The organism is Rhodococcus sp. SORGH_AS_0301 (assembly GCF_030818285.1).
Lineage (GTDB): Bacteria > Actinomycetota > Actinomycetes > Mycobacteriales > Mycobacteriaceae > Rhodococcoides.
The window spans coordinates 2,093,102-2,107,971 of record NZ_JAUTAC010000002.1; the positions used below are offsets into that span (position 1 = coordinate 2,093,102).

Consider the following 14,870-nt stretch of genomic DNA (forward strand, 5'->3'; position numbering starts at 1 on the left):
CGGGACGACGAGCCGGGTGGAGCCTGAAATCAGCGCGCAGGCTTCGGGCAGGAGGGGTGCGTTCCGGCCGCGACCAGGTCACGCACCGCGGACCGCGGGTCGCCGCTGGTGACCAGTCCCTCACCGACGAGAACCGCGTCGGCACCCGCTCCGGCGTAGGCCAGGAGATCGGCGGTGCCGCGGACGCCGGACTCGGCGACCCGGATGATGTCCGACGGCAGGCCGGGCGCGATGCGGGAGAAGGTGTCCGGGTCGACGTCGAGTGTCTTGAGGTTGCGGGCGTTGACGCCGATGACCTTGGCGCCGGCCTCGAGCGCGCGGTCCGCTTCCTCCTCGGTGTGCACCTCGACCAGCGGGGTCATGCCGAGCGACTCGGTGCGGTCGAGCAGGGACGCGAGGGCGTCCTGCTCCAGAGCCGCGACGATCAGCAGGATCATGTCGGCGCCGTGGGCGCGAGCCTCGTGGATCTGGTAAGGCCCGACGATGAAGTCCTTGCGCAGCACGGGGATCTCGACGGCGCGACGCACGGCGTCGAGATCGTCCAGCGATCCGCGGAAGCGGCGCTCCTCGGTGAGCACGCTGATGACGCGCGCTCCGCCCGACTCGTAGGCACCCGCGAGCACGGCGGGGTCCGGAATGTCGGCCAGCGCACCCTTGGAAGGGCTGGCGCGCTTGACCTCTGCGATGACGGCGATGCCCGGCTCGATGAGCGCGGCGGCGGCGTCGAGAGCCGGCCGCGCGGCGGCGGCGGCCTTCTTGACGGAGGCGAAGTCCACCACGGATTCACGGGCCTGCGTGTCGGCCCGTACACCGTCGAGGATCGAATCGAGAACGGTCATCGGTGTCCCCCGCGTCCTTCCGCCAGAGTGGTGAATGTCTGCTCGACATCGCAGTGGATGTGTGGCGCTGCTCATCCGGTGCGCTCAGAGTAGAGGCCGGAGTAACACCACCGACTAGCGGGTCTCACCGCCGCGGGGTCGGTCGTCGACACCGGTGGCGTCGTCGGTCACGGTCGGGTCGGCACCGGAGTCCAGCGCGTCCCAGATGGCCCGCTCGCTCGGTTCCTCGTCGGCGTCCACGGCGGCAGACCGAACGTCCTGTTCGGCGCGCTCACGGCGCACCGCGGGACTGTCGTACCGGGCCGACAGGCCGGCCTTGGAGCGGGACGTGCGCGCGACCACGACGGCGGCGGCCAGCGCGAGCAGACCGCCCAGGAGCGCGAGTGCGGCGGGCGCGCGGCTCGCCTCCGCGGAGAGGACCTCGGCACGACCGGGTAGTTCCGCCAGCGCGCCGGCGCGCTCCGGATCCACGCCCGAGACGATCAACTGCACCGCGGGAACGGCGGCTCCGACACCGACGAGCGCGACGAGCACCGCGAGCAGCACCGTCCACCGTCCGCGGATCGCGAACAGAGCCGCCACCGCAGCGATGGCCGCGATGGCCAACGGCGTGGTCGCCGCGGCCCACGTACCCCCGACGAGCGAGGACGTCTGCTGCTCCCCCAGCCCGTCCGAGCTGACGACCCGGACCCAGGTCATCCGCGACGACGCCCACAGCGCCAGCGCCGCGAGAGCCAGGAGCAGCGCGGCGAGACCGACGCCCCCGCGTTTCACTCGGCGCCTCCGACGGTGGTCACCGTCTCCGCTGCGGCCACCGCGCTGAGCACCGCCATCGCCTTGTTGCGCGCCTCGGTGTCCTCGTACTCGGCGACCGAGTCGGCCACCACGCCGGCACCCGCCTGGACGTACGCGGTGCCGTTCTTGATGAGGGCGGAGCGGATGCAGATCGCCGTGTCGGCGTCCCCGTCGAAGTCGAGGTATCCGACGATGCCGCCGTAGACGCCGCGGCGGGTCGGTTCGAGTTCCTCGATGAGCGCCATCGCCCGCACCTTGGGAGCGCCCGACAGCGTGCCCGCCGGGAAGCAGGCGCGGACGGCGTCGAGTGCGTGCCTGCCCTCGTCGAGCCGACCCGTCACCGTCGACACCAGGTGCATGACGTGGCTGTAGCGCTCGACGTGGCGGTACTCGGTGACCTTGACCGTGCCCGGCTCGCAGACCCGCCCGAGATCGTTGCGTCCGAGGTCCACCAGCATGAGGTGCTCGGAGTTCTCCTTCTCGTCCACGAGGAGGTCCTTCTCGAGCAAGAGGTCGTCCTCCTCGGTGGCGCCGCGCCACCGGGTCCCGGCGATCGGGTGCGTCGTCGCGACACCGTCGGCGACCGTCACGAGGGACTCGGGGCTCGACCCGACGATCGAGAACGCGGTCTCGCCGTCCGCGCCGGGGACGTGCATCAGGTACATGTACGGGCTGGGATTGGAGCGTCGGAGCATGCGATAGACGTCGAGCGGCGTCGCGGTGGTCTCCATCTCGAAACGCTGGGACAGCACCACCTGGAACGCCTCGCCCGCCTCGATCTCCTCGACCAGGCGGTGCACGTCGGCGCCGAACCCCTCGGAGGTCCGCTGGCGCCGGAACTGCGGCTCGGGTCGCGAGAACGACGCCACCGTGGACTCCGCGGCGGACGACAGTGCGAGGGTCATGCGGTCGAGCCGTGCCACCGCGTCGTCGTACGCCTCGTCGACCCGCTCGTCGGTGCCGTTCCAGTTCACCGCGTTGGCGATGAGGGTGATCGCACCCTCGTGGTGGTCCACCGCGGCCAGATCGGTCGCGAGGAGCATCACCATCTCGGGGATCTGCAGATCGTCCTCGGTGAGTTCGGGCAGTCGCTCGATGTGGCGCACCGCGTCGTAGCCGAGATACCCCACCATCCCGCCGGTGAGCGGGGGCAGGTCCGGCAACCGTTCGGAGCGGAGCAGCTCGATGGTGGCTCCGAGTGCGTCCAGCGGATGGCCACCCGACGGGGCACCCGCCGGCGTCTCCCCCATCCACGCGGCCTCGCCGTCCACGACCGTGAGCGCACTGGGGCTGCCCGCACCGATGAACGACCACCGGGACCACGACCGCCCGTTCTCGGCGGATTCGAGCAGGAACGTGCCGGGCCGGTCCCCGGCGAGCTTGCGGTACGCCGACAGCGGAGTCTCGGAGTCCGCGAGAACCTTGCGGACGACAGGGACCACGCGATGGACGGCGGCCAGTTGGCGGAACTGCTCCCGGGTGGTGGTTCCGGGTGCCGGGTCCTTCTGCGAATCCATGGGTGTCATCTTCCCGGGTGCCGTCCCGCCGGGTTCGGGAGGTGCCGAACGCGGTGGTCGCACGGGCGGTGGGACACTCGACGAGTCGGAAACCGAACTGGTCGGTCGTGATCCGGCACGAGGAGAGGAACGCGCACCCGATGACCGCGACACCGCCGTCCGAGACGCAGCCGGATGAGATGCGCTGGCTCACACCGGCACAGCAGGACGCCTGGCGCGTGCTGGTCGCCTTCGTGACCCGGTTGCCCGCCGCGCTGGACACCCAGTTGCAGCGTGACTCCGGACTGACGCACTTCGACTACTTCGTGATGGCGACGCTGTCCGAGGCTCCGGATCGTCGGCTGCGCCTACGTGACCTCGCGGACTTCGCCAACGCGTCGCTGTCCCGGCTGTCGCACGTGATGACCAAGCTCGAGCGCGCCGGATGGGCCCGGCGGGAGAGCATCAGCGGCGGCCGCGGCTCCCACGCCGTTCTCACGGACGAGGGGTACGCGAAGGTGGTCGCCACGGCTCCCGGCCACGTCTCCACGGTGCGGTCACTCGTGTTCGACGGGCTGGACGACGAGCAGGTCGAGACGATGCGAGCGCTCGCCGAGGTCATGGTCACCAACCTCGACGCCGGCATCGCCCGCGACGGCGGTGGCTGACCGCCGGTACTCACGCGGTCGGGGGCTCGCTCAGCAACACGTCGGCGTCGAAGCACGAGTGATCACCGGTGTGGCACGCGCCGCCGGTCTGATCGACCGTCAGCAGGATCGTGTCACCGTCGCAGTCGAGGCGGACCTCGTGGACGTACTGTGCGTGTCCGGACGACTCGCCCTTGACCCAGTACTCCTGCCGTGACCGCGACCAGTACGTGCCCTTGCGCGTCGCGAGCGTCATGGCCAGGGCCGTGTCGTCCATCCACGCGACCATGAGCACGTCACCGGTGCCGCGTTCCTGCGCGACGGCGCACACCAGTCCGTCGTCGGTGCGCTTGAGACGGTCGGCGATCGCCGGATCGAGAACGGGGGCGCTCATCGAACCTCCACACCGTCCGCGCGCAGAGCGCCCTTGACGTCGCCGATGGTCATCTCGCCGAAGTGGAAGACGCTGGCCGCGAGAACGGCATCGGCACCCGCGGCCACGGCGGGCGCGAAGTGCTCGACGGCGCCGGCGCCGCCACTGGCGATGACCGGGACCCGGACGGCCGCGCGGACAGCGGTGATCATGGCGATGTCGAAGCCGGCCTTCGTGCCGTCCGCGTCCATCGAGTTGAGCAGGATCTCGCCCACCCCGAGTTCGGCCCCGCGGTGTGCCCACTCCACGGCGTCGACGCCGGTACCGCGGCGGCCGCCGTGCGTGGTCACCTCCCAACCGGACGCCGTCGGCGCCTCGCCCTCGGGCACCGTCCGGGCGTCGACCGACAGCACGATGCACTGCGATCCGAATCGAGAGCTCAACTCGCGCAACAACTCCGGTCGCGCGAGCGCTGCCGTGTTGACGGACACCTTGTCGGCGCCCGCTCGCAGGAGCGTGTCCACGTCCTGCACGGTGCGGACACCGCCGCCCACGGTGAGCGGAATGAACACCTGCTCCGCGGTGCGGGTCACCACGTCGAGCATCGTGGCGCGACCACCGGACGACGCGGTGACGTCGAGGAAAGTCAGCTCGTCGGCACCTTCGGCGTCGTACTTCGCGGCGAGCTCGACCGGGTCACCCGCATCGCGCAGATCGGCGAAGTTGACACCCTTGACGACGCGACCGGCATCGACGTCCAGGCACGGGATGACGCGTACGGCGACACTCATCTCCGGACTCCTTCCCGCGCGCGCGATGTCGGTGTGTACGTGGACGGCTCGCCGACTCCGGCGAGCACCTGCAGCAGTTCCTCGTGCACGCCGGGGGCTGCGGCGAGCACCGACGTCGAGGTCACCGTCCACGGCTCCCCCGCCAGATCGGTGACGATTCCGCCGGCGGCGCGGACCAGCATCGCTCCGGCGGCGTTGTCCCACGCATGGTGGCCGAACACGATCGACGCACCGAGTGTTCCCGCCGCGGTGTACGCGAGGTCCAGTCCGGTCGACCCGTGCATCCGGATGCGAGACGAGACGCGGCTGATGTCCGAGAGCACCTGTACCCGATAAGCGCCGGGCAACCGGCCGCGGCTGTCGATGTTGAACGCACCGAATCCGACGATGGAGGAGGCGAGTGCGGAGGTGGGCAGCGCGGGGAGCGCCTCCCCGTCCCGGTGCACGGGTCCGCCCTCCACCGCCCAGAAGCGTTGGCCGATCAGCGGAAGCCACGTCAGACCGATGACCGGGCGCCCGTCGACGAGCAGCGACAGCAGGGTGCCCGCCGTGGGCAGCCCGAACGAGTAGTTGAAGGTCCCGTCGATCGGATCGAGCACCCACACGGTGCCGGACTCGACGGGTGGCCCGCCGAACTCCTCGCCGTGCACGGGGATCTGGGTCTGCTCCTGCAGTTCCTCGACCAGCCGACGTTCGAGCTCGAGGTCGACCGCGGTGGCGAAGTCGTCCGGCCCCTTGGCCACGGCGCTGGGCGCGCCGGTGCCCGCGACGAACCGCTCGTGGGTGCCGTCGAGCAGGGTGCGCGCGGTGGCCGCGAGAGCGTCCAGGTCCACGGCGGTCACGTCGCCGACGATGCGCTGTCCGCGACGGCGGCGAGGGCCTCCGGCAGCGTGAAGCGGCCGGCGTAGAGGGCCTTGCCGACGATGGAACCCTCGACGCCCTTGTCGGTCAGCGTGGCGATGGCGACCAGATCCGCGACGGTGGACACTCCGCCGGACGCGATGACCGGCGCGTCGGTGACAGCGCAGACCTGTTCGAGCAGTTCGAGATTGGGGCCGGTCAGAGTGCCGTCCCGCGTGACGTCGGTGACCACGTATCGCGAGCACCCGTCGCGGTCGAGCCGCTCCAGCACCTCCCACAGATCGCCGCCGTCACTCACCCAGCCGCGACCGCGCAGGCGGTGCTCACCGTCGACGATGCGCACGTCCAGTCCCACGGCGACACGATCGCCGTACTCACCGATGGCGCGGCGGCACCACTCCGGATCCTCGAGTGCGGCGGTGCCGAGGTTGACGCGCGCGCAGCCCGTCGCGAGCGCTGCCCGCAGGCTCTCGTCGTCGCGGATGCCACCGGACAGCTCGACCTTCACGTCGAGTTCCCCCACCACGCTCGCGAGGAGGTCGCGGTTCGAACCGCGGCCGAAGGCGGCGTCCAGATCTACCAGATGCACCCACTCGGCGCCGTCGTTCTGCCAGGCCAGCGCGGCGTCGCGCGGAGAGCCGTAGGCGGTCTCGCTGCCTGCCTCTCCCTGCACGAGACGAACAGCTTGACCATCGGCGACATCGACTGCGGGGAGAAGTACCAGGCTCACGTTCGACGAGGTTACCGGCACGATCCGCGGCGACACCGGGCAGGGCGGCGCGTCAGTCGGACGGCTCGGACCCGTCGGGCTCCTCGCCGAAGGATCGGCGAACGGACGCCTTCGCCACCAGCGACGCGCAGACGCCCGTGGCGACGAGTCCGACGGCCACCACCAGCAGCCCCACCGGACCACTCGGCTGCAGCAGCCAGAGGACGAGGGTGGTCGCAGCGAGCATCAGGGTCGCCGCACCGAGGACGAGCCCGGTGTGGCGACCCAGTGAGAACTCGCGGGGCTCGCTCATCCGAGGGTGCGGAGCCAGTTCTCGAGCAGCGTGGCGCCGGCGTCGCCGGACTTCTCCGGGTGGAACTGTGTCGCGGACAGAGGGCCGTTCTCCACCGCCGCGAGGAACTCGCCGCCGTGATCGGCCCACGTGAGAACCGGAGCGGCAAGCGACTCGCTCGGTGCCATCTCCCAGTCCTGCACGCCGTACGAGTGCACGAAGTAGAAGCGCGTGTCGGGGTCCATGCCCGCGAACAGCACCGAGTCCTCGCCCGGGCGCACCGTGTTCCAGCCCATGTGCGGGAGCACCTCGGCCTGCAGCTTCTCCACGGTGCCGGGCCACTGGCCGCAGCCGGTGGCGGGCACGTCGAACTCGACGCCGCGGTCGAACATGATCTGCATGCCGACGCAGATGCCGAGCACGGGGCGGCCCCCGGCGAGCCGCTTGTCGACGAGCTCGTCGCCGCGCACCGACAGCAGACCGTCCATGCATGCGCCGAACGCGCCGACACCGGGCACGACCAGTCCGTCGGCCTGCAGCGCGACGCGGTGATCGGACGTCACCGTGACGTCGGCGCCCACACGTTCGAGTGCGCGCTGCGCCGAGTGCAGATTCCCCGAACCGTAATCCAGCAACGCGACAGACTTGCCTGCTCTTCCCGGCCGGCCTCCGGCCTTCCCGCCGATCTCCGGCCGGCCTCCGGCCTTCCCGCCGATCTCCGGCCGGCCTCCGGCCTTCCCGCTGCTCACAAGCTTCCCTTCGTCGACGGCACTCCCGTGACCCGCGGATCGGGCTCGACGGCCGCGCGGAGGGCGCGAGCGACGGCCTTGAACTCGGCCTCGGTGACGTGGTGCTGGTCGCGTCCGTACAGCACCCGGACGTGCAGGGCGATACGCGCGTTGGACGCGATGGATTCGAAGACGTGGCGGTTGATCACCGTGGCGTACGGGGTTCCCGGGTAGCCGCCGATGATCGCGTGCAGCATGTGCTCCGGTTCCCCGGTGTGCACGCAGTACGGCCGACCGGACACGTCGACCGAGGCGTGTGCCAGCGTCTCGTCCATCGGAATGAACGCGTCACCGAAACGGCGAATTCCCTTCTTGTCGCCGAGTGCCTGGCCCAGCGCCTGTCCGAGGACGATAGCGGTGTCCTCGACCGTGTGATGCGCCTCGATCTCGATGTCGCCCTTCGCGTGCACCGTGAGGTCGAAACTCGCGTGCGTCCCGAGCGCGGTGAGCATGTGGTCGAAGAACGGCACACCGGTGGACACGTCGACGATGCCGGTGCCGTCGAGATTCAGCTCCACCGTGATGGACGACTCCTTGGTGGTCCGCTCGATGCGCGCGATGCGGTTCGGGGTCATGATGCTGCTCACTGGTCGGATCCTCTGTTGGGGTTCAGGTGGCGGGGGCGGACGAGTGGACGACGTCCTCGGACAGGTCGGCGCTGACCTCGAGGAACCGATCGTTCTCGGCCTCGGTGCCGATGGTGACGCGGAGATGCCCCGCGATGCCGACGTCGCGGATGAGTACACCCTGATCGAGGTACCGCGACCACACCGCGGGCGCATCGTCGAACAGGCCGAACAGCACGAAGTTGGCGCTGCTGGGCACCACTCGGTAGCCCAGGACGGCGAGCCGGGCGACGACGCGATCACGCTCGGCCGCCAGCTCGGCCACCGAGGCCAGCGTGTCGTCGGCATGGCGCAGTGCGGCGCGCGCAGCAGCCTGCGTGAGCACCGACAGGTGGTACGGCAGCCGCACCAGGAGCAGTGCGTCCACGACAGCCGGAGCGGCCACCAGGTACCCGAGTCGCCCACCCGCGAACGCGAAGGCCTTGCTCATGGTCCGGCTGACGACGACTCGGCTGGGGAACTCGTCGATGAGGTCGACCGCGCTGGGCGCCGCCGAGAACTCGCCGTACGCCTCGTCGACGACGAGGATCCCGGTGGTCGCGGAAGCGAGACGCCGGAGGTCGTCGAGCGAGAGACTGTGTCCCGTCGGGTTGTTGGGGCTGGTGACGAACACGACGTCCGGCGTCATCGACTCGATCGCGGCCACGGCCGCGTCGACGTCCAGCGAGAAGTCGTCACGCCGATGCAGATCGAGGAACTCGGTCTGGGTGCCCGCCGAGATGATGGGGTGCATCGAGTACGACGGCACGAATCCCAGCGCCGTGCGTCCCGGCCCCCCGAATGCCTGCAGCAGTTGCTGCAGGATCTCGTTCGATCCGTTCGCGGCCCACAGGTTGTCGACGGTGACGGGCACCCCCGTACGGGCCGCCACGTACGCGGCGAGATCCGTGCGCAGTGCGACGGCGTCCCGATCGGGATAACGGTGCAGCGACGCTGCCGCCTCCCGCACGGAGCGGGCGACGTCCTCCACGAGCGCTGCCGACGGTGGGTGCGGGTTCTCGTTGGTGTTGAGCTGCACCGGCACCTCGAGCTGCGGCGCACCGTACGGAGACTTCCCGACGAGCGAGTCGCGCAGCGGCAGGTCCGACAGTGAGGTCCCGGCGCCGGGCGCGGCCGTCACGATCGGCTCTCGAACCGCACGCGGACGGCATCACCGTGCGCCGGCAGATCCTCCGCGTTCGCGAGGGCGACGACGTGCTTCGCGACGCCGTCGAGAGCGTCGCGCGAGTAGTCGACGATGTGGATGCCGCGCAGGAAGGTCTGCACCGACAACCCGGACGAGTGACGGGCGCATCCGGCCGTCGGCAGGACGTGGTTCGACCCGGCGCAGTAGTCGCCGAGGCTCACCGGCGACCACGGTCCGACGAACACCGCTCCGGCGCTGCGGATGCGGCCCGCCACCTCGGAGGCGTTCTCGGTCTGGATCTCGAGGTGTTCCGCCGCGTAGGCGTCGACCGTGCGGATGCCGTCGTCCACCGTGTCCACCAGCACGATGCCCGACTGCTCACCGGACAGCGCCGTCGCGACGCGTTCGGAGTGCTTGGTGGTGAGCGTGCGCTCGGCGACCTCGCGCGTGACGGCATCCGCCAGGGCGACCGAGGTGGTGACGAGCACGCTCGCCGCCAGCACGTCGTGTTCGGCCTGCGAGATCAGATCGGCGGCGACGTGCACCGGGTCGGCGGTGTCGTCGGCCAGGATGGCGATCTCGGTGGGCCCGGCCTCGGAGTCGATGCCCACCGCTCCACGGCACAACCGCTTCGCCGCGGTGACGTAGATGTTGCCCGGGCCGGTGATCATGTCCACGGGCTCGAGCGGCGCACCGTCGGTGTCCACGCCGCCGTAGGTGAGCAGTGCGACGCCCTGGGCACCGCCGACCGCCCAGACCTCGTCCACGCCGAGCAACGCTGCCGCCGCCAGGATGGTGGGGTGCGGGAGGCCGCCGAAGTCCGCCTGCGGCGGCGAGGCGACGACGAGGCTGCCGACGCCGGCGACCTGCGCGGGGACGACGTTCATGACGACGGACGACGGGTACACGGCGTTGCCGCCCGGTACGTACAGTCCGACTCTCTCGACCGGGACCCACTTCTCGGTGACGGTTCCACCGGGGACGACGGTGGTCACGGTCTCGGACCGACGCTGATCCTCGTGCACGATGCGCGAACGCTCGATGGACACCTCGAGTGCCGCCCGCACGTCGGGATCGAGCTGGTCCAGAGCCTTCGCGAGCTCGGCGGCCGGGACTCGCACGGAGTCGGGACGCACGCGGTCGAACGTCTCGCTGTACTCGAGCGCCGCGTCGGCGCCGCGCTCACGCACCGCCTCGACCACCGGGGTGACCAGATGCAGCACCGAGTTCACGTCCACTCCACCCCGTGGGAGAACCGCGCGCAGCTCGGCGGTGGACGGAGAGCTGCCGCGTAGATCCACGCGTCGCAACTCGGTGCGGGCAGTCATGGGTGATCCTCTCGGGTCGAGCAAGGGCGCGCCGGTCGGCGCACGTCGATTATCGCTCGAGCCCCGACCGGCGCCCCGAGGGGGACGATCCACCTGGTCCCACCGACCGGCCTCCGGCCTGCCCGCACCATGGTCTCAGGAGTAGCGGGCTGCCAGCTTCTCCAGCGTCTTCGTGATGCCGTTCGCGTTCTGTGCCGTCTGCTTGGTCACCTCGAGCATCTTCGGGATCTTCGCCGTTCCGTAGACGAACGATTCCGTCACCTCTGTGGACGAGGGGCCCACCGCGACGAACTCCCAGCGCCACTTGTGGCCCAGCGGGTGCTGCCACTCGATCACCTTGGTGTCCCCGGTATCGGTGAACTCCGTGACGGTGCTGGTGATGCGGTAGGGCACGCCGAACTGCTTCATGCCCACCGAGAACTTCGCTCCGCGCGAGAGCGTCGTCGGACCCTTCACCGTGTCCTTCACCGTTCCGGAGCCGTCCAGCTCGCCGTGCCGGTGCGGATCCGCCACCTGAGCGAAGAGGTCGTCGGCAGGGGCGTTCACGGTCACGCGGCGGGCGATGACGCGATCGCCGCGGTCCACAGTGCTCACAGATGTCATGTGCGGTCCTGTGCCCGGATCCCGCTCACGCGAAACGTCACTCGAAGTCGAGCCCCAGGTCGAGCACCGTCACGGAGTGGGTGAGCGCGCCGACCGCGAGGAAGTCCACACCGGTGCCCGCGTACTCGGCGGCCGAGTCCAGGGACAGCCCGCCGGACGATTCGAGCTTCGTCGCGGGAGCTGCTCGATCCCTACGTTGCACCGCCATCTGCGTCTGCCACAGCGGGAAGTTGTCGAGCAGCACCAGGTCGACGCCCTCGGCCAGCACGTCGTCGAGCTGCTCGAGAGTGTCCACCTCGACCTCGCACGCGATGTCCGGCGCCGCGGCTCGGACGGCGCGCAGAGCCGCCACCACCGAGCCCGCGGCGACCACGTGGTTGTCCTTGATCAGTGCCGCGTCGCCGAGGCCCATGCGGTGGTTCTGCCCGCCGCCGGCACGCACGGCGTACTTCTGCAGTGCACGTAGCCCGGGCAAGGTCTTGCGACTGTCCCGTACGACGCATCCCGTGCCGGACACCGCGTCGACCCACGCCGCGGTCGCGGTCGCGATGCCGGACAGGTGGCAGAGAATGTTGAGCATCGTCCGCTCCGCGGTGAGCAGGGCCCTGGTCGGTGCCTCCACCGACAGCACCACATCACCCGGCTCGACCCGGGTGGTGCCGTCGGCGATCCGGGAGAGCACGACGTGGTCGCCGATCACCTCGTCGAGCACCGCCAGCGCGGCGTCGAGGCCCGCCACGACGCCGTGTGCCCGCGAGACGACCGCGGCGCGGGTGCGCGCGCCCTCGGGCACCGTGGCGAGGCTCGTCACATCGGGCCCGTATCGGAGGTCCTCCTCCAGCGCGCGGCGCACGACGAGGAGGATCTCGTCCCGATCGACGGGGTCGAGAGCAGCGGCGGGTGTGGTCATGAGACTCCTATCGGGCCGACCTGGTCGGCGCTGCGGGCATTCCGCACGATCGCGAGGCTGCCGTCGTCGGCCAGCCGGAAGACGGTGCTGCGGCGCTGTGCGTCGTCGGACCGGGGGTGATCGGCGCGGGTGTGCGCACCCCGCGTCTCGGTGCGGGCGAGAGCTGCCGAGGCGGTCGCGGACGCCAGCAGTGTCAGTGCGGCGTCCTCGACGTCGTGGGTCGACGTGAGCTCGCGCGGGACAGCGGCTCCCACGATCGCCGCTGCCTCGCGCAGACCTGTGTCGTCGCGGACGACGCCGACGTGACGGGTCATCGCGGACTGGAGGACGTCCCTGTCGAGCCGGGGCGCCCGGTGTCGCGCAGACGGATCGCCGGACGTCAGGGAGCGGACGGACACCCGGTCTCGGGCGCTGCGAGCCACTCGGGTCCCCAGCACCACGCCCTCGAGCAGCGAGTTCGACGCGAGACGGTTCGCTCCGTGCAGTCCTGTGCGGGCCACCTCGCCCGCGGCGTGGAGCCCGGCGACGCAGGTGCGGCCGTACTCGTCTGTGACGACACCGCCGCATGCATAGTGCGCTGCAGGGGCCACCGGGATCGGCTGCTCCGTCGGGTCCACGTCCTGAGCGAGGCAGGCCGCGGTGACGGTGGGAAAACGCAGGGCCATGTCGGGCACGGACCGCGCGTCGAGAAAGACGTGATCGGCGCCGCTCTCGGCCAGCCGAGCGGCGATCGCCCGGGACACGACGTCGCGGGGAGCGAGATCACCCAGCGGGTGCACGCCCGCCATGATCGAGCGGCCGTCCGCGTCGACGAGACGCGCGCCCTCACCGCGGACCGCCTCGCTGACCAACGGGAGCCGCCCGCGGCCGCCGGGGCGGAACAGCACGGTCGGGTGGAACTGCACGAACTCGACGTCCGCCACGTCCGCGCCCGCCCGCAGTGCGAGAGCGAGGCCGTCGGCCGTGGCGCCGGACGGGTTCGTGCTGGCCGAGTACAGCATTCCGGTGCCACCGGTGGCGATCAGCACGGCGGGTGCGTGCACCACGCCGAGGTTCGCGTGGAGATCGTCCGGCGAGAGCGATACGAGCACGCCCGCCACACCGCGGTCGCCGACCAGGACGTCGAGCACGGTCGCGCCGTTCACCGTCGCGGGCGCCGCGGACGACAGAGCGCGCTGGATCTCGCGCCCCGTGGCGTCGCCGCCCGCGTGCACGATGCGGCCGACCGAGTGGCCGCCCTCACGAGTGCGGGCCATGGAGCCGTCCGCGCCGCTGTCGAACCGAGCACCGATGCCGGTGAGCACACTCAGCGCGTCGGCGCCGGCCCCGACGATCGAGCGCACCGCGGCCTCGTCGCACAGACCGGCGCCCGCGACGATCGTGTCGCGCACGTGAGCCTCGACGTCCTCGCCGATCGCGACGGCCATGCCGCCCTGGGCGTACTGCGTCGCCGTACCCGCCGCGTCCTTGCTCAGCACCAGCACGCTCAGCCCGGACCGGGTCGCCTCGATCGCCGCGGCGAGACCGGCGACTCCCCCGCCGACCACGACGAGATCGGCCGCGGCCTCCCAGCCCGGAGCGGCAGCGACACTTCCGCCCGGAGTGGCCGCAGTGGTCACTCGCCGCCGCCGGGCGAGCCGATGGCGATCATCCGCTCGACGGACGCGCGTGCGCGTTCGGCCGTCGCGACGTCGACGTGCACCTCGTCCCTACCCTCCGTGAGGCACCGGAGCAGCGCCGACGGGGTGATCATCTTCATGTACGGGCAGGACGCGCGGTCGTTCACGGCCTGGAAGTCGACACCGGGCGCCGCCTTGCGCAGCTGGTGCAGCATGCCGATCTCGGTGGCGACGAGAACCTGCTTCGCACCCGTGGTGCGCGCCGCGTCGAGCATGCCGCCGGTCGAGAGGATCTTGACGCGGTCCTCGGGCACGAATCCCTCGCCGGCGAGGTAGAGCGCGGACGTCGCACAGCCGCACTCGGGGTGGACGTAGAGCTCGGCCTCGGGGTACGCCTGCGACCGTGCGGTGAGCTCGTCGCCGTTGATGCCGGCGTGGACGTGGCACTCACCGGCCCAGATGTGCATGTTGGTGCGACCGGTCTGCCGACGGACGTGGGCCCCGAGGAACTGGTCCGGCAGGAAGAGCACCTCGCGGTCCGGGTCGATGGACTGCACGACCTCGACCGCGTTGGACGAGGTGCAGCAGATGTCCGTCAGTCCCTTCACCTCGGCGGTGGTGTTCACGTACGACACGACGACGGCGTCCGGGTGCTCGGCCTTCCACTCGCGCAGCTGGGCCGCGTCGATGGAGTCGGCGAGAGAGCAGCCCGCCCGCTCGTCGGGAATGAGGACCGTCTTGGACGGCGCGAGGATCTTGGCCGTCTCGGCCATGAAGTGCACGCCGCAGAAGACGATGGTCTCCTCCTGCGCCTCGGCGGCGATGCGCGAGAGCGCGAGCGAGTCGCCGACGTGGTGGGCGATGTCCTGGATGGCGGGCAGCTGATAGTTGTGCGCCAGGATCGTCGCGTTCTTCGCCTCTGCCAGGCGCAGGATCTCCTCGGCCCACTCCGGGCCGGCATCGACGCCGGCGTAGCCCGTCGGTCCGTCGAAGACCGCGGAGTTCCCGCCGAATCGCGTGGTGGTGATCGCCATGTCGTGCTCCTCGCGTGCGTCCAGCGCTCGCGT

17 protein-coding genes are annotated in these 14,870 nt (G+C 70.9%); 1 reads left to right on the plus strand and 16 read right to left on the minus strand.

The genetic code is table 11. The features are described from left to right. Positions 1-29: 29 nt before the first annotated feature. From trpC to QE397_RS10430, 3 genes are all read right to left on the minus strand, one after another. The gene (gene trpC, locus QE397_RS10420; protein ID WP_027506784.1) at positions 30-839 is read right to left on the minus strand and encodes an indole-3-glycerol phosphate synthase TrpC; all 810 of its coding nucleotides are present in this window, start codon (positions 837-839) and stop codon (positions 30-32) included. Between the two features lie 114 nt (positions 840-953). Beyond that, positions 954-1,613 carry a TIGR02234 family membrane protein gene (locus QE397_RS10425; RefSeq protein WP_222627037.1) on the minus strand — a complete coding sequence of 220 codons (660 nt, stop codon included), beginning with the start codon at positions 1,611-1,613 and terminating at the stop codon, positions 954-956. Continuing rightward, on the minus strand, positions 1,610-3,151 hold the full coding sequence (locus QE397_RS10430; RefSeq protein WP_307093203.1) for an anthranilate synthase component I: 1,542 nt from the start codon (positions 3,149-3,151) through the stop codon (positions 1,610-1,612). The genes QE397_RS10425 and QE397_RS10430 overlap by 4 nt, the downstream gene beginning before the upstream one ends. 140 nt (positions 3,152-3,291) lie before the next feature. On the opposite strand from QE397_RS10430, the gene QE397_RS10435 reads away from it, so the two are divergent. Further along, on the plus strand, positions 3,292-3,798 hold the full coding sequence (locus QE397_RS10435) for a MarR family winged helix-turn-helix transcriptional regulator (protein ID WP_307093205.1): 507 nt from the start codon (positions 3,292-3,294) through the stop codon (positions 3,796-3,798). 10 nt (positions 3,799-3,808) lie between these two features. Here QE397_RS10435 and hisI read toward each other — a convergent pair whose 3' ends face one another. The 13 genes from hisI to nadA all read right to left on the minus strand — a co-directional run bounded on the left by hisI (position 3,809) and on the right by nadA (position 14,837). Beyond that, on the minus strand, positions 3,809-4,171 hold the full coding sequence (gene hisI / locus QE397_RS10440; RefSeq protein ID WP_056447928.1) for a phosphoribosyl-AMP cyclohydrolase: 363 nt from the start codon (positions 4,169-4,171) through the stop codon (positions 3,809-3,811). Then, a complete protein-coding gene (gene hisF, locus QE397_RS10445) occupies positions 4,168-4,941 on the minus strand; it encodes an imidazole glycerol phosphate synthase subunit HisF (RefSeq protein WP_027506789.1) in 774 nt (257 codons plus the stop codon). Before hisF ends, hisI begins: the two co-directional genes overlap by 4 nt. Further along, positions 4,938-5,783, minus strand: coding sequence for an inositol monophosphatase family protein (locus tag QE397_RS10450; RefSeq protein ID WP_307093208.1), 846 nt, complete (start codon positions 5,781-5,783; stop codon positions 4,938-4,940). The genes hisF and QE397_RS10450 overlap by 4 nt, the downstream gene beginning before the upstream one ends. Then, positions 5,780-6,532 carry a bifunctional 1-(5-phosphoribosyl)-5-((5-phosphoribosylamino)methylideneamino)imidazole-4-carboxamide isomerase/phosphoribosylanthranilate isomerase PriA gene (gene priA, locus QE397_RS10455; protein WP_037186668.1) on the minus strand — a complete coding sequence of 251 codons (753 nt, stop codon included), beginning with the start codon at positions 6,530-6,532 and terminating at the stop codon, positions 5,780-5,782. The genes QE397_RS10450 and priA overlap by 4 nt, the downstream gene beginning before the upstream one ends. Positions 6,533-6,584: 52 nt before the next feature. After that, positions 6,585-6,824 (minus strand): hypothetical protein, encoded by a 240-nt coding sequence (locus QE397_RS10460; protein WP_027506792.1) that lies wholly within the window; start codon positions 6,822-6,824, stop codon positions 6,585-6,587. After that, positions 6,821-7,489, minus strand: coding sequence for an imidazole glycerol phosphate synthase subunit HisH (gene hisH / locus QE397_RS10465; protein ID WP_222647119.1), 669 nt, complete (start codon positions 7,487-7,489; stop codon positions 6,821-6,823). Before hisH ends, QE397_RS10460 begins: the two co-directional genes overlap by 4 nt. 59 nt (positions 7,490-7,548) lie before the next feature. Further along, entirely contained in the window at positions 7,549-8,166 is a 618-nt protein-coding gene (hisB, locus tag QE397_RS10470) for an imidazoleglycerol-phosphate dehydratase HisB (RefSeq protein ID WP_307097488.1), read from the minus strand. 34 nt (positions 8,167-8,200) lie between these two features. Further along, the gene (locus QE397_RS10475) at positions 8,201-9,337 is read right to left on the minus strand and encodes a histidinol-phosphate transaminase (protein ID WP_307093212.1); all 1,137 of its coding nucleotides are present in this window, start codon (positions 9,335-9,337) and stop codon (positions 8,201-8,203) included. Further along, on the minus strand, positions 9,334-10,671 hold the full coding sequence (gene hisD / locus QE397_RS10480; RefSeq protein ID WP_307093214.1) for a histidinol dehydrogenase: 1,338 nt from the start codon (positions 10,669-10,671) through the stop codon (positions 9,334-9,336). Before hisD ends, QE397_RS10475 begins: the two co-directional genes overlap by 4 nt. Positions 10,672-10,806: 135 nt before the next feature. Further along, positions 10,807-11,274, minus strand: a complete 468-nt coding sequence (locus tag QE397_RS10485) for an SRPBCC family protein (RefSeq protein WP_027506797.1) — start codon at positions 11,272-11,274, stop codon at positions 10,807-10,809. Between the two features lie 37 nt (positions 11,275-11,311). Next, positions 11,312-12,184, minus strand: a complete 873-nt coding sequence (gene nadC / locus QE397_RS10490) for a carboxylating nicotinate-nucleotide diphosphorylase (protein WP_307093216.1) — start codon at positions 12,182-12,184, stop codon at positions 11,312-11,314. Beyond that, positions 12,181-13,803, minus strand: coding sequence for an L-aspartate oxidase (locus QE397_RS10495; RefSeq protein WP_307093217.1), 1,623 nt, complete (start codon positions 13,801-13,803; stop codon positions 12,181-12,183). The genes nadC and QE397_RS10495 overlap by 4 nt, the downstream gene beginning before the upstream one ends. Continuing rightward, positions 13,800-14,837 carry a quinolinate synthase NadA gene (nadA, locus tag QE397_RS10500; RefSeq protein ID WP_307093219.1) on the minus strand — a complete coding sequence of 346 codons (1,038 nt, stop codon included), beginning with the start codon at positions 14,835-14,837 and terminating at the stop codon, positions 13,800-13,802. Before nadA ends, QE397_RS10495 begins: the two co-directional genes overlap by 4 nt. Positions 14,838-14,870 lie beyond the last annotated feature (33 nt).